This is a genomic window from Flavobacteriales bacterium (assembly GCA_030584065.1).
Taxonomy (GTDB): Bacteria; Bacteroidota; Bacteroidia; order Flavobacteriales_F; family PHOS-HE28; genus PHOS-HE28.
In genome coordinates this window covers 3,342,620-3,363,747 of sequence record CP129489.1, presented here as the reverse complement: position 1 = coordinate 3,363,747, position 21,128 = coordinate 3,342,620, and the positions used below count along the sequence as shown (strand labels likewise).

Below are 21,128 nucleotides of genomic sequence, written 5' to 3'. Positions count from 1 at the left end.
CCATGGCGGACCGCTTGCTCCTGAGCATCTCCGCAACCCTGTTGCGTGCAAGGCTCCGCCAGAGCGTGGTGGCCGCCGTTGGTGTGGCCATCAGCATCGGCATGTACATCGCGCTCAGCGGGTTCATGAACGGCCTCAACGGCCTCCTGGACGGGCTCATCCTCAACCGCACGGCGCACATCCGCATCTACAACGAGATACGCCCGGCCGAGCGGCAGCCCTTGGAGATCAAGCAGCTCCTGGAGCGCGCCACCGGCCGCGACCTCACCCATCCCTTCATCAGCCGCATCAAGCCCAAGGGCGAGCCGGCGGCTGTGCGCAACGCGCTGGCCATCATCGACGCCCTGCGCAAGGACCCGCGCGTGGACGGGATAGCGCCCAAGGTGAGCGCCCAGGTCTTCTTCAATGCAGGGACCATCGAGGTGAACGGCGCCATCCAGGGCATCGAGCCGCTGGAGGAGGACCGCCTGCTGCATTTCAGCGACTATCTCCTTGGCTGCACCGTGTCCGACCTCGCCGGCAGCTCCAATGGCGTGGTGCTGGGCAAGGGCCTGGCGGACAATATGCGCGTGGGCATCGGCGATGCCGTGCAGGTCTCCACCATCACCGGCGACCGCTTCACCCTGAAGGTGATCGGCTTCTACCAGAGCGGCATGGCGGATTTCGACAACATCACCTGCTTCGTAACGCTCACCACCGCCCAGAACCTGCTGGCCCAGCCGCGGAGCTGGATAACCGATGTGCAGGTGCGGCTCAAGGACCTCGACATGGCCCCGGCGGTGGCAAGGGAATACGCTCGGCGCTTCGATGCGGACGCCCAGGACATCCAGACCGCCAACGCCCAATTCGAGACCGGCAGCGGCGTGCGAAGCCTCATCAGCTACGTGGTGAGCGTGGTGCTGCTGCTGGTGGCGGGCTTCGGCATCTACAACATCCTGAACATGATGATCTATGAGAAGCTCGACAGCATCGCCATCCTCAAGGCTACGGGCTTCAGCGGGCGGGACGTGCGCGTGATCTTCATCAACCTGAGCATGATCATCGGTGTCTTCGGTGCCATTGCCGGCCTGCTGCTGGGCGGTCTCCTCGCCATCGGCATCGACCACATCCCCTTCCGGTTCGATGCGCTGCCCACCATCACCACCTACCCCGTGGACCACAATCCGCGGTACTACCTCATCGGCGTGGCCTTCGCGCTCGTCACCACCTTATTCGCCGGCCTCTTTCCCGCGCGCAAGGCAAGCCGCGTGGATCCGGTGGAGATCATCCGAGGGAAATGAGCAACGGCGATCCCGTCATCGAAGCGCGCGGCATCATCAAGTGGTTCCGCGACCCGGTGGACACGCAGGTGCTGAAGGGGGTGGACCTGAAGGTGATGCGCGGGGAGTACGCCAGCGTGATGGGGAAGAGCGGTTGCGGCAAGAGTACCCTGCTCTACATCCTCAGCACCATGGACACGGACTACACGGGCGACCTGTTCCTCGATGGGGAGCGCATCACGGGAAGCCCGCACGAGCACCTGAGCCGGCTGCGCAACGAGAAGATCGGCTTCGTGTTCCAGTTCCATTACCTCATCCCCGAGTTCACGGTCCTGCGCAATGTGATGCTGCCCGGCCTCAAGCGCGGCCTGCTGACGGAGCACGAGGTGGAGGAGCGCGCCATGGACCACCTCCGTACCATGGGAGTCGATCATCAGGCACGCAAGCGTGCGAACCAGATCAGCGGCGGAGAGAAGCAGCGGGTGGCCATCGCGCGGGCCCTGATCAACGAGCCGCTCATCCTGATGTGCGACGAGCCAACGGGGAACCTCGACAGCCGCAACAGCGCCATCGTGGAGGACCTCTTCCGGCGGATCGCCGATGAGCAGCGCCGCAGCCTGCTGGTGGTGACGCACGACGATGAGCTCGCCGCCAGGACGGACCGCATCATCACCATGGATGACGGGCGCGTCGTGCCCTGATCCTTACGCGGCCTTGAGCAGGCGCACCGTGAAGCGGGCGCCCCGCCCGTCCGCGGGATCAAGGGTCACCCCCCCGCCGTGCAGGTTGGCGATGAGCCTGACCAGCGATAGGCCGATGCCGTGGCCGGGCGTCCCCCCCGTGCTGTCGGACCGGTAGAAGGGCTCGAAGATGCGCTCCCGATCGGCACCGCCGATCCCTGGCCCTTCATCCTCCACAACCAGGCTCACCTCCGGCCCGGCGCACCGGATGGTCACCCTGGCACAGCCATCGCCCCCGTACTTGCAGGCATTCTCCATCAGATTGGCGGCCATGGACCGCAAGAGCACCTCATTGCCCTTCACCACCAGGTCGTCGGGATCCTCCAGGTCGTCGATGCCCACGTCCACCCGGCGCTCTGGATGTCCACGGAGCACCTCGGCGCGCGCCGCCCAGACCACCTCGTCCATCCGCACCGGGGCGAAGGTGAGCCGTGCGGCCTCCGACTCGGCCTGCGCCATGAGCAGCAAGCGGTCGGCGAGGCGGTTGAGGGCCTGCATGTCCACAAGAAGCGACCTCAGTGCCGCGGCATACTCGGGCCCCGAGCGGTCCTTGAGCAGCAGCACCTCGATCTGGCCTGAGATGGCGGTGAGCGGCGTGCGCAACTCGTGCGAAGCGTTGGCGATGAAATTGCGCTGCGCGGCGAAGGCGGCCTGAAGGCGACCCAGCAAGGCATTGAATGAGGCGGCCAGCTGGGCCAGCTCGTCGCGCCCATTGCCCGCCGCAATGCGCCGCGCCAGGTCCGTAGCGCCGATGCCCTGGATCTCGGTGACCATGCGCTGAACCGGCGCCAGCGCACGCTGCGCGTAGAAGCGGCCTGCCAGGAAGGTGATCACCAGCCCGATGAGGAAAGTGGCCGTCACCACGCGCGCCTCGTTGCGGAGCTTGCTCCGCCCGTAGACATCGACGCCCGAGACGACCACGACGAACCGGTCGCCCCCATCGCCGAAGACGAAGCTGAGCTGCTCCCGGGCGCCCATCTCATGCAGCAGCTCGCCAGCTGACCGCACGCTATCGAGCAGTGTGGGCGTGACGGCGCGCGCCTGCATGAAGCCGCCCATATGGAACAGCTCACGATCATCCTCATCGAGTATCCAGAGCGCCTCCTCGTGCAGCCGCACCGGATTGTCCTCCTCGATCTTCCGCAGCAAGTCCTCATCCACCTCGTCCACCTGGATGAGCAGCTTCGCCGCCCGCGTGCCCCGATCCCGCATGCGGCCGGCGAATTCCTCCTGCCGGAACCGGGCGGCCATGTAGAACACGGCAGCGAAGGAGATGCCGAGGATCACCGATGCCAGCAGCAGGAACTGCAGGGCGAGCCGGTTGCGGATGGTCATGGCCGGTCGGTGAGGATATAGCCCAGCCCGACCCTGTTGTGGATCAGCTTCGGCTCGAAGTCCCGATCCACCTTCTTGCGCAGGAGCTTGATGTAGGCCTCCACCACATTGGTGCCCGTGTCGTAGGCGATGTCCCATACGCGCTCGCTGATCTGGGCGCGGGAGAGCACACGGTCCGGATGGCGCATGAGGTACTCCAGCAAGGCGAACTCCTTTGCGGTGAGCGCGATGCGACGGCCGCCACGGACGGCCTCCTTCTTGGCAAGGTCCAGTTCCAGATCGGCGTAGGCCAGCCGGTCGCCCAGCTCCGGAACGGCCGCTCCACGCCGCAGCAGCGAACGGATCCTGGCCAGCAACTCCTTGAACTCGAAGGGCTTCACCAAGTAGTCGTCCGCCCCGGCATCAAGCCCGGCCACCTTGTCGTCCGCCGTGCCGAGCGCCGTGAGCAGGAGGATGGGCATCCGCCCCCCATCGGCCCGGATGGCCTTGCAGACCTCCACGCCGTTCATCCCCGGCATCACCACATCGAGCAGCACGAGGGCGATATCCGGCTCCTGCGCCAAGCGCCTCGCCATCAGGCCATCGAAGGCATTGAGCACCTGGTAGCCGCTCTCCTCAAGGCCTTGCTTGATGAAGGCCGCTACCTTGGGTTCATCCTCGGCCAGCAGGATACGCATGGGACGAAGCTAGAGGGCGGGCGCCAACCCGGCCGCAACGAAAAGGAGGCCCGCCGTGCGAGCCTCCTTCATTTCGCTGACATCCTGCCCTTCAGCCCGTTCACCTGCACCGTACCACGGGTGCTTCCACTTCCACCAACAACCGGCTCCAGGGCCTCGCGTGACGGGATGCCTGCCGAATCACATTCACGGCCCAAAAGTGGCCCGGCACCCTGGAAGACGGCATGAGCAGGGGGTGAAAAAGGGGTGAAATCCAGCATCCGCCCATGGCTTCAGCCCTGCGTACCCCGGTGAGGCTCCTCGCGCTAACCCATCCCGATCGCGCAATCTTCGCACCCTCATTCACGCATCCCACCCTAATCCATCGCCCGCATGCGCTACCGCCGCCTCGGCAACTCCGGCCTGCAGGTCTCCGAGCTCTCGCTCGGCTCCTGGCTCACCTTCGGCAAGCAGATCACCGACGCCACCGCCGGGAAGCTGATGAAGGTCGCCTACGACAATGGCATCAACTTCTTCGACAACGCCGAGATCTACGCGCGGGGCGAGAGCGAACGCGTGATGGGCAGGATCCTGAAGAAGCAGAAGTGGCCGCGCGATACCTGGATCGTGAGCAGCAAAGCCTACTTCGGCGCCGGGGGGAAGCGCCCCACGCAGGTAGGACTTCACCGCAAGCACTTGGTGGAGGCCTGCAACGATGCGCTCAAGCGGCTGCAGCTGGAGTATCTCGACCTCTACTTCTGCCACCGGCCAGACAAGAGCACGCCCATCGAGGAGACGGTGTGGACCATGCACCAGTTGATCATGCAGGGCAAGGTGCTCTACTGGGGCACCAGCGAGTGGAGCGCGCAGGAGATCATGGAGGCGCACATGGTGGCGAAGCAGCACCACCTCATCGGCCCGGTGATGGAGCAGCCGCAGTACAACATGTTCCACCGCGACAAGGTGGAGGTGGAGTTCGGGCAGATCTACAGGACGGTGGGACTGGGCACCACCATCTGGAGCCCGCTCGCCAGCGGCATCCTCACCGGCAAGCACCGCGATATCAAGGCGGCCAAGGGCACGCGCCTCACCATGGAGGGCCTCGATTGGCTCCGCGAGCGCGAGCTCACCCCCGAACGCCTGAAGACCGCGGAGAAGCTGAACAGGATCGCCGATGGCCTGGGACTCTCGCTCCCGGTGATGGCCCTGGCCTGGTGCCTGAAGAACCCCAATGTGAGCACGGTGATCCTCGGCGCCAGCAAAGAGGCCCAGCTGAAGGAGAACCTCAAGGCCAGCGATGCGCAGGACCTGCTCACCCCGGCGGTGATGGAGAAGATCGAGAAGGTGCTGGGGAACGCACCAGTGCGGCCGCAGTGGTAGGGCGCCCTCACACGAACCGCCGCAGTACGGCCTCCACCTGGGCCGCATATCCGCCCCCGAAGAGGTTCACGTGTACCAGCAGCGGGTACAGATTGCACAGGTCCACCCGCTCCTCCCAGCCGGCCTCCAAGGGCCATTCAGCCTGATAGGCGTCGTAGGCCGCTGGGTCGAGGCCGCCGAACAGCCGTGTCATGGCCAGGTCCATCTCGCGGTGGCCATAGTACACTGCCGGGTCGATGAGCACCGGTCGGCCTTCGCTGTCGCAGAGGAAATTGCCGTTCCACAGGTCGCCGTGCAGCAGCGCGGGCGGTTCCTTCGGGAACAGCCGGTCCAGCTTGGCGAAAAGGCGCTCGAAGCGGAAGCAGGCGCCCGCCTCCATCCGCTTGCGGTCGCGCGCGAGTTTGAGCTGGGGCTCCAAGCGGTGGTGGACGAAGAAGCCGGGCCAATCGGGCTCCGGGGTGTTCATTTGCTTGAGCGTGCCGATGTAATTGTCCCTCTCGAGGCCGAAGCGCTCGCTCGTATGCGCGTGCAGCCGGGCCAGTCCCCGTCCGAATGACTCCCAGAATGCGAGGGTCCTGGCGCCCTCCTCGATCCACTCGAGCAGCAGGTAGGCGTCATCATGGTCCTCACCGGTGGCTATCACGGACGGAACCCGGAGGGCCTTCGCATCGCGCAGGCGCCGGAGACCATCGGCCTCTGCGCTGAACATCGAGGGGAAGCGGTCCGCCGAATTGACCTTCACGAAGAATCGGCCTGCAGCGGTGTCGAGGCGATAGGCGTCGTTGATGCTCCCGCCACCCACGGGTACCGCCTGCTCCACCTCGGCATAGGCACCGGCATGGCGGGCGATGTGCTCACCGAGGCGCTCTGCGAGTGAACCGGGCAGCGGCATGGAACGAAGAAGGCCGCTTCAGGTGAAGCGGCCTTCGTGGAGAATACCGGAGTCGAACCGGTGACCTCTTGCATGCCATGCAAGCGCTCTAGCCAGCTGAGCTAATTCCCCATTCTTTCAGCGCCCCCTTGCGGGAACGGGGTGCAAGTTTAAGCGATCCGTGTCAATCTGCGCCTACCTGTGCCGGCACAGGGCACCCACCGGATTCGCGATCGTTCAAAACTACCGGCGCGACCGGGACGAAACGCCTTGGGTGCAAGGCCAACTTTGCACCGCTGGCCCGGTTCGATGGCAAGCCATGGTGAAGCGCCAGACCGGCAGCGTTGGACAGACTTGAAAGGGAGGGAGGAGGTGGTTTTGGACCGATGGAACCTGCAAGGGACCATTAGGGTAGGTAGGGCAAGCCTTCTCCCCCCTTTCGCCAACTCAGCGCACCGCCCGTTTCCCCTTGGCTCGCAGGTACCCGTAGGCATCGCGCTGCGCGTGACCGACAGGTCGACCCCGTAGCGCCTTGCGGTAGGGATTGTCCTGGGCCTTGTTGATGGTCCGTGCCTTGGTCCCATCCTCCCATTGCAGATCGAGCAGGTGGAGCAGTTCCGCGCGCAGGCCCGCATCCTGCAAGGGGAATGCGACCTCCACCCGCCGGTCCAGGTTGCGTCCCATCCAGTCAGCCGAGGCCAGGTATACGCGCTGCCGCCCTTCGCTGTGGAAGACATAGGTGCGGCTGTGCTCGAGGTACCGGTCCACGATGCTGATCACCTCTATGCCCTCGCTCAGGCCCCGAACGCCGGGGACGAGGCAGCAGATGCCGCGCACGATGAGCCGGATGGGCACACCGGCTTGGGCGGCATCGTAGAGCTTCGCAATCAAGGCCCTATCCTCCAAGCTATTGAGCTTGAGGAGGATGCCTGACGGTCGGCCCAGCGCAGCGCTGCGGATCTCGCGGTCGATCAGCTCCTCCAACCCAGCGCGCAGATCCAAGGGCGCCACCATCAGCTGCTGGGTCCGGGGCCGGTGGCGCCGATCGGCCAGGTGCCTGAACACCTCGGACACCTCCAGGGTGAGGGTCGGGTTCGCGGTAATGAGGGCCGTATCCGCGTAGAGGCGCGCCGTGCGCTCGTTGAAGTTTCCGGTGCCCAAGTAGGCATAGCGCTTCATGCGGCCGCCGACCACCCGCTCGATGAGGCAGAGCTTGCAGTGCACCTTGAGACCTTCGTAGCCGTAGTTCACCACGGCGCCCGCCTGCTCCAGCTGCTCGCCCCACTTCAGGTTGGAACGCTCGTCGAACCGGGCCTGCACCTCCACAAAGGCATGCACCTCCTTGCCGCGGCGCAAGGCCTCGATAAGGGCGGTGCAGACGGCACTGTCCTCCGCAACCCGGTAAAGGGTGATGTGGATGCGGCGCACCGCTGGATCGCGCGCTGCGCGCCGGAGCCAATCGGTCACCTGGCCGAAATCATGGTAAGGGAAATGCAGCAGGACATCCGCACGGTCTGCGGCTGCGAAGGCATTGCGGGCGCGCAGGGCCGGGTGAGGCAGCGGCGGCCAGGGTGCATCACGCAGCGCCCTATGCCCTGCGACAGGCAGCCGCAGGAGGTCGCTGAAATGGTGGTACCGTCCACCGGGCACCAGGTCGTCCTTGGCCAGGCCCAGCAGCTCGCGCAACGTGCGCACCATGCGCCGCGGCATGGCGGCATCGTAGAGCAGGCGCGAGGGCACGCCGGTGATCCGCTTGCGCAGGCTCTTGCGCACCTTATCCTGCACGGTACCGGTGAACTCCTCGTCGAGGTAGAGCTCGGCATCGCGCGAGAGCTTGATGGCGTGGCAGCCCAGCACGCGGAATCCGGTGAAGAGCCCCGGCAGCGCCAAGCGGACGGCATCGTCAAGGAAGATGAGCTCCGTGCGCCCCTTGGGCGCCGGGAGGGCGATGAAGCGGCCCAGCTCATCGCTGGGGATGTTGACGAGCACCAGGCGCTGCTTGCCGCCGCTCTTCCCCGCCGGGGCCAGGCGGCAGGCGAAGTAGAGCTTCCGGTCCTCCACGAACGGGGCGTTGCCGGCGCGGACGGCAGCCGTTACGAGGCGCGGAGCGATGCGCCTGGCGGTCCATTCGCGCAGGAAGCGCATCTGCGCCGGCGACAATTGCTCCTCATTGCGGATTCGGATGCCCTTGCGTGCCAGTGCCGGCAGGAGCTCCTCGCGCCAGAGGCGGCCGAATTCGCGCTGCTGGGCGAGGGCCTTGGCGTTGATGCGGGCTATGCGCCTGTCGGGCGGCACAGCGAGCGCCGTACGCGTGGCCTTGCTCAGGCGGCCGAGGCTGCGCAGGGAAGCCACCCGCACCCGGTAGAACTCATCGAGGTTGCTGGAATAGATGCCGAGGAACTTGACGCGCTCGAGCAGCGGGTTGCGCGGGTCCCGGGCCTCCTGCAATACGCGATCGTTGAAGGACAGCCAGCTGAGGTCGCGGTCCACGAAGCGGTGCTCCGCGCGGTCCTCCCGGTCGCTCTTGGCCTTCGCGCGGTGCCGCTCGGCCTGCTCGCGCAATCGCTGGAGGTTGATCCGCTTCTGCGGCCCGTAGCGCCGCTGGGCCTCCGGGGTGTGGAACACATGGGATCCCAGGTAGGCCAGGTTCTCCCGGAGCCATTCCTGTGCGCCGATCCTCCGGCCCTGCGCCACCTCGCGCTCGGCTCGGAGCAGCTCGCTGCGGGCGGCGAAATCCACCTGACCGGCCTTGGCGGAGTCGGCATCGCGCAGCACGGCCTGCATCGCCGTGCGCGGCCGGGCACCGAAGCAGGTGGCCATGACCAGTGCACGCACCTGGGCCCTGCTGCGGGCCGACGCCCCATGCTTCACCAGGAACGCTTCGGCGAGCCGCGCGCTCTCCCGCTCGTGACCGTCATAGGCGAGGGCATAGCCCGTATCGTGGAAGAGGGCTGCCAGTTCGAGGAGGGACACCTCCTCCGGGGGCATCCGACGGGCCCGGGCCAGGGCCACGGCGGTGCGTGCCACGGCCAGGGTATGCTCCAGGTCGTGGAAGCGCATATGCCGGGGCATCCGGCGCGCGAACCAGTGCCGCACATGCAGCCGGGCCTTCTCGAGGAGCGCAGGATCCATGGTGGCCATGGCGGCCGAAGGTAGACGCGCACCGCACGCCGATCCTATCTTGGCAGCACCCGCATGGATGCCGCCGCCGCGCACAGCCTCTACGACCTGCTGCATGGCGACCGGTTCAGCCTGGTTTACTGCGGCGGTTTCTCCGACGCGCACACCGCCAGCCTGGTCGCCTTGGGCGAGGCCACAGCCGAAGCCATGGGCCGCGACCGCACGCACCAGCACCGCTTGGCCTTCATCATGGTGGAGGCCTACCAGAACATCGTCCGCCACAAGGCCGCTGGCAGCTCGCTCGAAGGCCTCGCCAACGGCCGCTGCCTCTTCGCGCTGCGCTGCTCGGCCACGGTGGACGAGGTGGTGGCCATCGACCCCGTGGAGGCCGACGAGGCCCTGGAGCTGGAGTCCGCCTTGCGCCGCCTCGGCGACCTCGACCTCGGCCAGCTGAAGGAACTCTTCCTGACCCGCCTGCGCGAAGGCACGCGCACCGCCCGCGGCGGTGCCGGACTGGGCTTGATCGAGATGGCCCGCCGATCGGCCAACGCGTTGCGCTACCGTTTGCTGCCTCTTGATGCACTGCACCAGCTCTTCGTGCTGCACATCACCGTAGGCGGCACACCGTCCCACACCTCCCCGTTCGAGCCCATCCGACGGATGCATGGCGACGCCACTGCGCTGGGCCTGGTGGCGGCATGCCGGTGCAGCCCTTCGGCCGCGGTGCGCGAGGCGGTGCTCCGACTCCTGGAGCGCGAACTGGAAGGCGCCGAATCACGCACCGCCCAGCGCGCCTTCCTCAGCGGCGCGGACTGGCTGGAAGCCCAGGACCTGGCGGCGGATGCCGTGATGGCCCTGCTCCGCGATGGCGAGGGGCTTGCACTCCTGTTGGCGGCATCGGGACACCGCGCGCGCATCGATGCCCTGGGAGGCCAGGTCGCGGATGTCCAAGGCATGCAGCCGGCGTTGCTTGAGCGGCGCTACCGCGATGCCCTCCTGGGCCGCACAGGCCCAGGCCCATCCCTCGATGCAGGGCTGCTCGAGCTGGCGCGCCTGAGCCGGGATCCCTGCATCCTTGATGTGCGCGAGGAGGGGGCACGCACGCAGGCCGTGCTGCTGGTCCGCCTGCGATGACCGGTTCCTGGCCGGCCGCCGCCGTTGGCTTTCTTTGGCTACCGCGGCATAACGATCGGCATGCGATCGGTGTTCTACCACTGAAACCTGCCGCCATGGTCACCGCCTTCCATCGACTCCTGCTCGGCTTCGAGCGCTTCGCCGCCTGGTTCGATCACCGCTTCGGGTGGTTCTTCACCAACGGCATGAAGCAGCGCCACAGCAGCCCCAAAAGGCCCGTCAGAGCCTGATGCAGATGTTCTTCGCCTCGGTGAAGAAGCGCAGGGCCTCCACGCCTCCCTCGCGGCCCACGCCGCTGTGCTTCATGCCGCCGAAGGGCGTGCGCAGGTCGCGCACCATCCAGCAGTTCACCCATACGATACCGCTCTCCAGCCTGCGCGCCAGCCGGTGCGCACGCTTCACATCGCCCGTCCACAGCACTGAGGCGAGGCCATAGGTGGTGCCGTTGGCCGCCGCCAGCGCCTCCTCCTCGGTGTCGAAGGGCGCCAGCGTCACCACCGGCCCGAAGATCTCCTCCTGGTTCGTGCGGCAGGCCGGACCCAGCCCCTCGATCACCGTGGGGGCGATGTACCAGCCGGCCGCGAGGTCGCCCGGCAGCATCACCCGCTCGCCGCCGCAGAGCACCCGTCCCCCTTCCTCCTGGGCCAAGCGGATATGGCCGAGCACCTTCTCCATGTGCGCCTGCGAGACCACGGCGCCGAGATCGCTACCGGGATCGTTGGGGTCGCCCACGCGCAGCGCCTTCACACGCTCCACGAAGGCATCGCGAAAGCGGTCGTAGAGGGGCCGTTCGATGAGGATGCGCGAACCGCAGAGGCAGATCTGGCCCTGGTTGCGGAAGGAGCTCTGGACCGTGGTGCGCAGCATCTCCTCGAAGTCGCAATCGGCGAACACCAGCACAGGGTTCTTGCCGCCGAGCTCCAGGCTCAGCTTCTTGAACTGGGGAGCGGCCACGCGCGCGATCTCCTGCCCGGTACGCGTGCCACCGGTGAATGTGATGGCCTTCACCCGCGGATGCGCGGTGATGGCGGCGCCCACCTTCGGCCCCAGCCCGTGCACGATGCCAAGGACGCCCGGGGGCAGGCCTGCCTCAGCGCAGAGGGCGGCCATGCGGAAGGCCGTCATGGGGGTCACTTCGCTGGGCTTGGCCACCACGCAGTTGCCAGCGGCGAGCGCCGGCGCGATCTTCCAGGTGAAGAGGTAGAGCGGCAGGTTCCATGGGCTGATGGCACCCACCACCCCGATGGGACTCCGGTCGGTGTAGTTCACCGCAATGTCGTCCATCAGGTGGGCCTCGCTGTGCTCGTGCAGGATGGCGGTGGCGAAGAAACGGAAGTTGGACACCGCGCGCGGGATATCCACCTTGCGGGCCAGGTGCACGGGTTTGCCGTTATCGCGGCTCTCCGCTTGCGCGAAGCCCTCCAGGTCGCGTTCGATGAGATCGGCCAGGCGCAGGAGGATGCGGCTGCGCTCCTCACGCGAACGTGCGCTCCATGCCGGAAAGGCGGCTGCCGCAGCGGCAACGGCGGCCTCCACATCGCGCTCATCGGAATCCGGGATACGGGCATAGACGCGGCCGGTGGCCGGTTCGTGATCATCGAGCCAGCCGCCGCTGATGGCCGGCTGCAACCGCCCGCCGATGAGGTTGAGGATCTCTTCCATGGCAGCGCCGAAGGTATCCTGCCCGCAGGCACCCCTGCCGGGGCTTCCGTAACATCGCGGCATGAACGGCCTTCGCTCACTGCTGCTGCCCGCCGCCCTCGTCGTCGCCATCGCGGCTGCGGCACAGGAGCCGATGGGCGTTGTGCGCGGCACGGTACGCGATGCCGCCACCGGGCTGCCGCTGGCCCAGGCCACGGTGGTGCTGCGCCCTTCCGAACCCCTGCTCGGCGCGGCCACCGACAGCGCTGGCGGATTCATCCTGCGCCAGGTGCCCGTGGGCCTCTACGCGGTGAAGGCCAGCGTGGTGGGCCACGAGCCCCAGGAGCTGCCCGAGGTGTGGGTGCGCAGCGGCAAGGAGACCGTGGTGGACCTGGCACTGAGGGCGGCTTTCGTGCAGCTGGCGCCGGTGGAAGTGGGCGCGGTGGAGGTGTGGCACATCCCGCACCTCGGCGTGCGCACCTTCACCGTTGAACAGGGGCTGCGCTATCCGGCCATGTTCCAGGATCCCGCGCGGCTGGTAGCGGCCACGCCCAGCGTGGCCGCGCCGAACGACCAGGCCAACCACCTGATGGTGCGCGGCAACTCGCCGTTGGCCAACAGCTGGCTGCTGGAAGGAGCGGAGATCGTGAGCCCGAACCACTTGGGCAACGCGGGCACGGTGAGCGACCTGCCCACCCTGAGCGGCGGCGGCGTGAGCATCCTGAGCGCGCAGATGCTCGGCCCCTCGCGCCTGCGCACCGGCATCCTGCCCGCGCACCTCGGCAATGCCGTGGGCGGCCTCATGGACCTGGAGCTGCGGCGCGGCAATGCGCAAGCCCGCGAGTGGACCGTGCAGGCGGGCTTGCTCGGCATCGACCTGAGCACCGAGGGGCCCATCGGACGCAACGGCAAGGCCTTCCACCTGGTGAACTACCGCTACAGCACGGTGGGGCTGCTCAGCGCGATGGGGGTGGACCTGGGCGATGAGGCGATCCGGTTCCAGGACCTCTCCTTCCACGTGGGTACGCGCTTGGGCGAACAGGGCGAGCTGCGCCTCTTCGGGATGGGCGGCACCAGCGCCAACGTCTTCGCTGCGAAACCGGACACCGCGCTCTGGGAGACCGACAAGGACTCGCGCGACATCGACTACACCAGCAGCATGGGCGCCGTGGGCGCCACGCTGCGGCTCCCCCTGGGGCGCCGGTCGGTACTGCATGCCACCGCGGCCTGGAGCGGTGCCTACCAGGAGCGCACCGAGACGGAGACGGACACCGCCGCCCGCGCCTTCGCACAGCCCTTCACCAGCCTGTATGAGCGCAAGCTGAGCGCGGTGGTGCGCGTTGAGGGCGCCCTGGGGAAGCGACTGCGCTATGCGGCCGGTGCCGGCGCAATGGAACGTGCCGCGGTGAACGTGCTCAGGGACACCACCAGCGGCTGGCTGCTGCGTCCCTTCGCGCAGGTGATGGTGCCGCTCTCCCACGGCAGCCACCTCACCGCGGGCGTGGCCTGGAGCCGCTTCACCTACAGCGACAGCGACCTGCCCGAGCCGCGCATCGACCTCTTCGTGCGCACTGGGCCGCGCGGTGCGCTCATGGTCGGCGCCGGCGTGCGCGGGCAACTGCCGCAGCATGCGGTGATGAACCTCTATGCACCCTCGCCCGCCAGCCTGGCCCTGGGCGTGCCGGACAATCGCTCCATCGGCCTGCAGCGCAGCGAGGACCTGGTGGTGGGCTACGAGCACCGCGTGCAGGCGAACCTCGTGGTGCGCGCAGAGGCCTTCGCGCAGCGGTTGACCGGCGTGCCCCGGCCCTGGTCGGGCTTCAGGGGCGCCAGCGGCCTTGACGGTGCGCTGCTCAACTTCTGGGACCAACCGCAATACCTGCCGATGGAGGAGACCGCCGAGGGGCGGAACATCGGTGCGGAGCTCAGCCTCTCGCGCGACTTCAGCCGCGGCTACTATTGGCTGGTGAACGGCAGCGCCTTCCGGAGCACCTTCATCGTGGACGGCCTGGAGCGGGAAGGCCGCTGGAGCGCGAACTGGACCGCCAACGCGATCGCCGGCAAGGAGTGGCGCAAGGCCAAGGAGACGCATGTGCGCACCTGGGGTGCGGGCCTCCGCGCGCTGGGGGTGGGCGGCCTGCGGTATACCCCCATGGAGGCACAGAACCGCCGCGGCATCTGGACCTTCGTACTCGGCGAACCGTACTCCGCAAAGCTGAACGACGTCTATCGCATCGACCTGCGGGTATACCTGAAGCGTGACCGCCCAGGGCGCACGAGCCAATGGGCCATTGACCTGCAGAATGCCGCCAATACCCGCAACGAGGCCTACCGGGTGTTCGACTACCGGCAAGGCGAGTTCATCACCCGCACCCAGCTCGGCCTGATCCCGAACCTCAGCTACCGCATCGAATTCTGACCCCTGCCCGATGAAAGCCCTCAACTACGTGCTCGCCGCGGTCTTCTTCCTCTTCGCCGCCTTGCAGTACAACGACCCGGACCCGCTCCTGTGGGTCGCGGTGTACGGTGCGGTGGGCACCCTTTGCCTGCTGGCCGCATTGGGCGGGCATTTCAAATGGCTCACCGGCGCCTTGACGCTGACCGTACTGGTATGGATGGGAAGCCTGGCGCCGGGCATGGCCGACTGGGCGCGCATGGGCTTCCCCACCATCGTGGGCTCCATGAAGGCCGAAGCCCCGCACATCGAGGTGGTGCGCGAATTCCTGGGCCTGCTCACCGCCCTCCTGGGCCTGCTGCACCTGCTGCGCCTGGCCGTGCGCGCCCCCAAGGCCTGAGAAATCGAAAGGCCCCCACTTGCGTGAGAGCCTTCCGACCCCTTGTTGCGCTGTTCAGAGAACCAAAACCATACCTCCTTGACAGCTCGTTCAGTATGCTGAGGCGACAAGCGCCGTCGTTAGCGTGCTCCGACGCTGCAAAACTACCGCCAGCCCGCGCGGCGCTTGTGAATGCTGCGTCAAGGAACGTTAAAGCTCGTTAAGCAGCAGCCCCCCCGGAGGCCCCCCGGTAGCTTCGCTCTACACCATGGATAAGCGGTCCATCGCGCTCCTGCTCGCCGCCATCACGGTGGCCATGCTGGGGCTGCTGGCCATCCAGGTGGCGTGGACGCGCAATACCATCGCGCTGCGCGAGGACCAGTTCGACGAAGCGGTATCGCACGCCCTGATGCGCGTGAGCGATCGGCTGGAGGGCATCGAGCGCATGCGCGAACTGAAGCGCCACCGGCAGGGCCGGCGCATGCTCCTCCGGCTCGACTCGATGCGGCGGGCACAGCCGTTGCCGCAGCCTGCGGACGAGCCCTTCGCCGGAGCCGAACCGGTGCCTCCGCCCGATGCTCCGTTGGAGCCGTTGCCGCCGCCTCCCGGCTTCCCGGGCGAAGACGAGCACGAGGAGATGGTGACCGACCTGGTGCGCGCCATACTGGCCTCGGAGCTGGGCCGCGACATCCGGAAACGCGTGGACCCGGTGACGCTGGACAGCCTACTGCGGGGCGAGCTGCTGCCGCTGGGGCTCCAGGGCGACCCCGCCTGGGCCGTCTTCACCGCCGAGGGGGCACTGGCGCTGGCGCCGGCCGCCGACAGCGCCGCCCTGCTGCTGCGCGCATCACCGCACCGGGCGCGGCTCTTCCGGCACGACCTGGCAGGGGCGCCCAACTACCTGCACGTGCGCGCCGAGCATGGCCGTGCGGCACTGCTCAAGGGCTCCTGGCCCATGCTCATCGCCTCGGCGCTCTTCCTGCTCATCATCGCGCTGGTCTTCACCTACGCGCTGCGCGCGGTGGTCCGGCAGAAGCGGCTCAACGACATCCGCAACGACCTGGTGAACAACCTCACCCACGAGCTGAAGACCCCGATCAGCACCATCGGGCTGGCCTGCGAGGCGCTGGCCGACCCCAGCATCCCGCGCACCGAGCAGCAGGTGCGCGCCTACACCACCATGATCCGCGACGAGAACAAGCGCTTGGGGGCGCTGGTGGAGAATGTGCTGCAGAGCGCCGTGCAGGACGGCGGGCGCATGGTGGTGAAGCCGGTGGACCTCGACCTCCATGCCGTTATACAGGATGTGGTGCGCAGCAGCACCATGCAGGTGAGCCGCCGCAACGGACGGATCGAAGCCGACCTGCGCGCCGAGATCCACCGGGTGCAAGGCGACCGCATCCACCTCACCAACCTGCTCTACAACCTCATCGACAATGCGGTGAAGTACTGCGAGCAGGAGCCCCGCATCCGCATCGCCACGAACAGCGACGATGAGGGCATCACGCTCAGCGTCGCCGACAATGGCATCGGCATCCCGCCTTCCGAGCAGCGCAAGATCTTCGACAAGCTCTACCGCATCCCCACCGGGAACCTGCACAACGCCAAGGGCTTCGGCCTCGGCCTCAGCTACGTGAAGAGCGTGGTGGAGCGCCACGGCGGCCGCATCCGCGTGGAGAGCATCCCCGGACAGGGCAGTACCTTCCACATCTTCCTTCCCTTCGCCCATGAGCACCAGCGCACGGCTCCTCGTCGTTGAGGACGACCCCAATCTCGGCACCCTGCTGGCCGATTACCTCCGCGCACGCGGCTTCGATACCGAGCTCCGCACCGACGGCCAGCAGGGCTGGCTGGCCTTCGGCAAGGGGCGTTTCGACCTGCTCATCCTCGACGTGATGATGCCGCTGAAGGACGGATTCACGCTGGCCCGTGAGATCCGCGCGAAGGACCCCGAGGTGCCCATCATCTTCCTTACGGCCAAGAGCATGAAGCAGGATACGGTGCAGGGCTTCCAGAGCGGCGCCGACGACTACATCACCAAGCCCTTCGGCATGGAGGAGCTCATCCTGCGCATCAATGCCGTTCTGCGGCGCACCCGCGGGACTGAGCCCGGCCCCGAGGAACCGGTGACCTACTCCTTCGGCGGCTCTCACTTCGACCCGCGCAAGCAGGTGCTGCGCACCCCTGCCGGTGAGCGCCGCCTCACCACCAAGGAAAGCGAATTGTTACGTCTCCTGTGCGCCCACCGCAACGACGTGCTGGAGCGCGCCTATGCGCTGAACAAGGTGTGGGGAAGCGACAGCTACTTCAATGGCCGCAGCATGGATGTGTACATCGCCAAGCTGCGCAAGTACCTGAAGGAGGACCCCGAGGCGGAGATCATCAATATACACGGCAAGGGCTTCCGACTGGTGGCGCCCGGGCCGCAATAGCCGGCGCGCTCCCGCAGTTGAAGGGATAAACACCCTTCACCATGCATGCCGCCCTCCATCCTTGGCGCGCCGCCTCCGCCGGCCATGGCCGCCGATTCCTCGCGGGCCTGCTCATCTCCCTCTCCTTCGCGCTGGTGGCCTTCGAGTGGCGCACCACGGCCGGTGCCGCAGTGCCGCTTCCGGGCGATCCGCTGCCGCCCATGGACGAACTGGAATACCCGCCCGTGGTGATCCTGGAGAAGCGGGCCGCCGCCCAGCCTGCGGCGGCCAAGCGCAGCGCCGGACCCATCGTGCCCGGGCCGGAGCCCGCACCTGAGCCCGGGCCCGTTCCCGACCCGGGGCCGGATCCCGGTCCGCCGGATCCCGGTCCCATTGTGCCCCACCCGATCGGGCCCGCGCCTCCCGAAACGGTGGACCCTGGCCCCATGCCTTGGGATGGCGTGGAGCAGCGCCCCTACTTCCGTAGCTGCCTAGGCCGTGACCGCACCGCGCTCGATGACTGCACGGAAGAGCTCATCGAACGCCATCTGAAGCGCAATTTCCAGGTGCCCGACGAGATGCGCCGCGAGGAGCGCACCACCGTCTCCATCGAGATTGATGCCGAAGGGCGCATCGGCCGTGTGCTCTGCGTGCCCAAGCCCAGCCCTGCGGTGCAGGCCGAGATCGAGCGCGTGATCCGCGCGCTGCCTCCCCTGATGCCCGCCACGCAGAACGGCCGTCCCGTGCCGGTGGTATTCCAGCTGCCCTTCAAGGTGGTGCGCGGGTGAGGATGCTCAGTGCTGCGACCCGCCGCATCCGCTAACCTTGGGGCAGCCGTCGGCGCCATGCTCCGCTTCCTGCTCCTTGCACTGCTGCTCGTTCATGGCGCCATCCACCTGATGGGCCTCGCAAAGGCGTGGGACTGGGGCCCGGTGGCTGCCATCGCCAAGCCCGTTTCCCGCGCACAGGGACTGCTGTGGGGAGCCGCCGCTATCCTGTTCCTGGTAGCTCTAGCCCTGGTCATCCGCCACCGCGATACGTGGTGGGTGCCTGCGGCCGCCGGGGCAGCGGTCTCCCAAGCGCTCATCATCCTGCATTGGTCGGATGCTCGCTTCGGGACCTTCGCCAACGCCGCCATCCTCCTCGCTGCGGTGCTGGGGGCGGCGGTCTGGAGCCTGCGCAACGGGTACGCGAACGGCACCTCGGCGGCGGTGCAGCGCGCCCTGGCGGAGCCGCAGCGGATGGTCGCGGAGAGCGACATGACCGGGCTACCGCCGCCGGTTCAGCGCTTGTTGCGCGCCCATGGCGCCGTTGGCCGGCCGCGGCCGCGCGTGCTCCGGATGGAGTTGAGCGGCGAGCTCCGCGGCGCAGATGGCCCTTGGATGCCCTTCACCAGCGTGCAGGTGAACACCTTCGGCGAACCGACGCGCCACTTCTGGATCGATGCGGTGATGAAGGGGCTGCCCACCAAGGGCCATCATGCCTATGCGGGAGGGCATGCCCGCATGCACATCAAGCTGCTGGGACTGGTTACGGTGATGGATCACAGCGGTGACCGGATGGACGCCTCGGAAACCGTGACCTGGCTGAATGACCTCTGCCTGTTCGCCCCCGGCGCGCTCGTCGACCCCCGCATGTCCTGGACGCCCATCGCCGACGACCGTGCACGGGTGACCTTCACGCACGGCGCCCGCCCCGTTTCCGCGGAGCTGGTGATCGATGAAGAGGGACGATTGGTGGATTTCATCAGCGACGACCGGTACTGCCTGATGCCCGATGGCCGGATGGAGCCGTTGCGCTTCACCACGCCATGCAGCAAGCACCGGCATGTGAACGGGCGGCTGGTTCCCGGCTATGGCGAAGCCATTTGGCACCTGGCCGAAGGGCCCTTCAGCTACGGCCGCTTCACCCTGCGCTCATGCTCGGTGGAGTGATCGATGGGGGCTCGGCTGCTGCCCTGCCCGCCAGCCATCCGGTGCTCCAAGCGGCCTGGAAGTTGAATCCGCCGGTGATGCCATCGATGTCGAGCACCTCGCCTGCGAAATGGAGGCCCGACGCCACGCGGCTCTCCATCGTAGCGGGGTCCACCTGGTCGAGGGCCACGCCGCCGGCCGTAACGAACTCCTCCTTGAAGGTGGTCTTGCCCTGCGCAGCGTACCTGTCATTGGTGAGCACATCGAGCAGCCGCGCGAGCAGGCGCGGGCCGAGCTCGCCCAAGGGCTTATGGGGGGGCAGGCCAGCGCGCTCAAGCAGGTAGGTCCAAAGGCGCGCGGGCAAGCCGAAAGCCGTCGCGTTCGCGAGTTGGCGCTTGGGATGCGCCGCAGCCTCCGCCTGCAGCTGCTCGCGCGCGTGAGCCTCTCCCACCGATCCGAGCCACTGCACCCGCACGGCGTAGGCGTAACCCATGCCGTGCAGCACGCGTGCACCGAAGGCGCTCAGGCGCAGCACCGCCGGTCCGCTGAAGCCCCAATGGGTGATGAGCAGCGGTCCGCTGCTCTCGAGCCCGGTGCCTTCGATGCGCAGGCGTACGTTGGGTGCCACCACGCCCATCAGGTCGCGGATGCCTTCACCGGGCAGGTTGAAGGTGAAGAGCGAGGGCACGGGGGCGACCACTTCCAGGCCGAGCGCACGCAGCCACTCCAGTCCTTCCGCTTTGGGTGAGCCGCCTGTGGCCACCACCACGCGATGCACCTGCAAGTCACCCAGGGGCGTCGCGAGTCGCCAGGTGCCGTCCGCGCGCTCCAGGCGCGATACCGGGCAGTGCATGCGGATGCGCACACCGAGCCGCTCCGCAGCCGCCTGCAGCGCATCGATCACGGTCCGCGAATCGTCGGTGACGGGGAACATGCGACCATCGTGCTCGGCCTTCAACCGCACGCCGTGCCGCGCGAACCACTGCACGGCCTCGGGCTGGCCCCATTGCGCGAACACCTTGCGCAGGAATGCCTCGCCGCGCGGATAATGGCGGGCCAGCTTGCGCGGCTCGGAGCAGTCGTGCGTGACGTTGCATCGCCCTCCGCCGCTGACGCGCACCTTGGCCAGCACCTTGTCGCTCTTCTCCAGCACCTGCACATCGGCATCGGGCCGGTGCGCCTTGGCGCTGATGGCGGCCATGAAACCCGCCGCACCGCCGCCGATGACGACGATGCGTTGAGGATGCGCGGAGCCGGGCTGCACGGCGCTAAAGATGCGAGGCACGCCGACACCTCAACGCACACACGGATCTGCGGCAGGCATACGCGTCATTCGGCTGCAGCCGGCCGGCCGCTCCGCTGCCGATCAGAGCGCCTCACGGGCTTCTTCCTCATGGCCATGCGCATCCACGCTGCCCTCACCAGCGGCACCCGTGCCATTGCACCATGCGATGAGCCCCTTCCCAAGGGCCGTATCCAAGTCGCTATGGCTGTGCATGGAGCGGCAGTAGCCCGGAGGCATCTCACCTTCCTGTATCTCCCCGCCGCACTCAGAGGCGACCTCGCTGCCGGCATGCTTATCCCACAACGAGAAGTTCAGCACCCCGCGCCCTTCGCTGATGCGGTCGTGCATGATGAAGTTCACAGACGCCACGCTGCCGTACCACGGAAAGGCGGTCCGGCAGCTGTGGCTGTCGTGGCAGGCGCCGATCACCAGCTGCAGGATGTGCGCCGGTGACGGCCAGCATGTCGTTGGCGGCATCAACGCCGGGCACCCACCGATCCGGCCGGATGAACCACGCCACCAGGAAGAGCCCGAAGGCGATGAGAAGGATCCGCTTGACCATGACCTTATGGAAGCTCAAAGCAAGGTCGTGGGATTCCGCCGCGCGGG

18 protein-coding genes and 1 tRNA gene are annotated in these 21,128 nt (G+C 67.5%); 11 read left to right on the top strand and 8 right to left on the bottom strand.

Annotation, left to right across the window (positions count from 1 at the left end):
* The first annotated feature begins 2 nt into the window (after positions 1–2).
* Positions 3–1,280 carry an ABC transporter permease gene (locus tag QY325_13925; GenBank protein WKZ65854.1) on the top strand — a complete coding sequence of 426 codons (1,278 nt, stop codon included), beginning with the start codon at positions 3–5 and terminating at the stop codon, positions 1,278–1,280.
* Complete coding sequence (locus QY325_13920) at positions 1,277–1,960, top strand: ABC transporter ATP-binding protein (GenBank protein ID WKZ65853.1); 684 nt, start codon at positions 1,277–1,279, stop codon at positions 1,958–1,960. The genes QY325_13925 and QY325_13920 overlap by 4 nt, the downstream gene beginning before the upstream one ends.
* A 3-nt stretch (positions 1,961–1,963) precedes the next feature.
* On the opposite strand, the gene QY325_13915 is transcribed toward QY325_13920, so the two are convergent.
* On the bottom strand, positions 1,964–3,334 hold the full coding sequence (locus tag QY325_13915) for an ATP-binding protein (GenBank protein WKZ65852.1): 1,371 nt from the start codon (positions 3,332–3,334) through the stop codon (positions 1,964–1,966).
* Positions 3,331–4,011, bottom strand: a complete 681-nt coding sequence (locus QY325_13910; GenBank protein ID WKZ65851.1) for a response regulator transcription factor — start codon at positions 4,009–4,011, stop codon at positions 3,331–3,333. The genes QY325_13915 and QY325_13910 overlap by 4 nt, the downstream gene beginning before the upstream one ends.
* A gap of 372 nt (positions 4,012–4,383) precedes the next feature.
* Between QY325_13910 and QY325_13905 the strand changes: the two genes are divergently transcribed.
* On the top strand, positions 4,384–5,370 hold the full coding sequence (locus QY325_13905) for an aldo/keto reductase (GenBank protein ID WKZ65850.1): 987 nt from the start codon (positions 4,384–4,386) through the stop codon (positions 5,368–5,370).
* Between the two features lie 7 nt (positions 5,371–5,377).
* Here the strand turns inward: QY325_13905 and QY325_13900 are convergent, their stop codons facing one another.
* The 3 genes from QY325_13900 to ppk1 form a co-directional block, all read right to left on the bottom strand.
* A complete protein-coding gene (locus tag QY325_13900; protein WKZ65849.1) occupies positions 5,378–6,262 on the bottom strand; it encodes a fructosamine kinase family protein in 885 nt (294 codons plus the stop codon).
* A 37-nt stretch (positions 6,263–6,299) separates the two neighbouring features.
* A tRNA-Ala gene (locus QY325_13895) sits at positions 6,300–6,373 on the bottom strand.
* 315 nt (positions 6,374–6,688) lie between these two features.
* Positions 6,689–9,382, bottom strand: coding sequence for a polyphosphate kinase 1 (gene ppk1, locus QY325_13890; protein ID WKZ65848.1), 2,694 nt, complete (start codon positions 9,380–9,382; stop codon positions 6,689–6,691).
* Between the two features lie 54 nt (positions 9,383–9,436).
* On the opposite strand from ppk1, the gene QY325_13885 reads away from it, so the two are divergent.
* Positions 9,437–10,495: a SiaB family protein kinase gene (locus tag QY325_13885; protein WKZ65847.1), complete on the top strand. Its 1,059-nt coding sequence runs from the start codon at positions 9,437–9,439 to the stop codon at positions 10,493–10,495.
* Positions 10,496–10,590: 95 nt separating this feature from the next.
* Positions 10,591–10,725 (top strand): hypothetical protein, encoded by a 135-nt coding sequence (locus tag QY325_13880; protein ID WKZ65846.1) that lies wholly within the window; start codon positions 10,591–10,593, stop codon positions 10,723–10,725.
* On the opposite strand, the gene QY325_13875 is transcribed toward QY325_13880, so the two are convergent.
* The gene (locus tag QY325_13875) at positions 10,715–12,157 is read right to left on the bottom strand and encodes an aldehyde dehydrogenase (protein WKZ65845.1); all 1,443 of its coding nucleotides are present in this window, start codon (positions 12,155–12,157) and stop codon (positions 10,715–10,717) included. The two genes, QY325_13880 and QY325_13875, sit on opposite strands and share 11 nt — an antisense overlap.
* A gap of 61 nt (positions 12,158–12,218) precedes the next feature.
* On the opposite strand from QY325_13875, the gene QY325_13870 reads away from it, so the two are divergent.
* The 6 genes from QY325_13870 to QY325_13845 all read left to right on the top strand — a co-directional run bounded on the left by QY325_13870 (position 12,219) and on the right by QY325_13845 (position 19,255).
* Positions 12,219–14,555, top strand: a complete 2,337-nt coding sequence (locus QY325_13870; protein WKZ65844.1) for a carboxypeptidase-like regulatory domain-containing protein — start codon at positions 12,219–12,221, stop codon at positions 14,553–14,555.
* A 10-nt stretch (positions 14,556–14,565) separates the two neighbouring features.
* Positions 14,566–14,931 (top strand): transmembrane 220 family protein, encoded by a 366-nt coding sequence (locus tag QY325_13865; protein ID WKZ65843.1) that lies wholly within the window; start codon positions 14,566–14,568, stop codon positions 14,929–14,931.
* A gap of 247 nt (positions 14,932–15,178) precedes the next feature.
* Positions 15,179–16,669, top strand: coding sequence for a HAMP domain-containing sensor histidine kinase (locus QY325_13860; protein ID WKZ65842.1), 1,491 nt, complete (start codon positions 15,179–15,181; stop codon positions 16,667–16,669).
* Positions 16,638–17,342 (top strand): response regulator transcription factor, encoded by a 705-nt coding sequence (locus tag QY325_13855; protein ID WKZ65841.1) that lies wholly within the window; start codon positions 16,638–16,640, stop codon positions 17,340–17,342. The genes QY325_13860 and QY325_13855 overlap by 32 nt, the downstream gene beginning before the upstream one ends.
* 41 nt (positions 17,343–17,383) lie before the next feature.
* Positions 17,384–18,109, top strand: coding sequence for a hypothetical protein (locus QY325_13850; GenBank protein ID WKZ65840.1), 726 nt, complete (start codon positions 17,384–17,386; stop codon positions 18,107–18,109).
* A gap of 57 nt (positions 18,110–18,166) precedes the next feature.
* Complete coding sequence (locus QY325_13845; protein WKZ65839.1) at positions 18,167–19,255, top strand: hypothetical protein; 1,089 nt, start codon at positions 18,167–18,169, stop codon at positions 19,253–19,255.
* Here the strand turns inward: QY325_13845 and QY325_13840 are convergent.
* The gene (locus QY325_13840; protein WKZ65838.1) at positions 19,227–20,498 is read right to left on the bottom strand and encodes an NAD(P)/FAD-dependent oxidoreductase; all 1,272 of its coding nucleotides are present in this window, start codon (positions 20,496–20,498) and stop codon (positions 19,227–19,229) included. The two genes, QY325_13845 and QY325_13840, sit on opposite strands and share 29 nt — an antisense overlap.
* A gap of 102 nt (positions 20,499–20,600) precedes the next feature.
* Positions 20,601–20,996 (bottom strand): heme-binding domain-containing protein, encoded by a 396-nt coding sequence (locus tag QY325_13835; GenBank protein ID WKZ65837.1) that lies wholly within the window; start codon positions 20,994–20,996, stop codon positions 20,601–20,603.
* Positions 20,997–21,128: the final 132 nt, after the last annotated feature.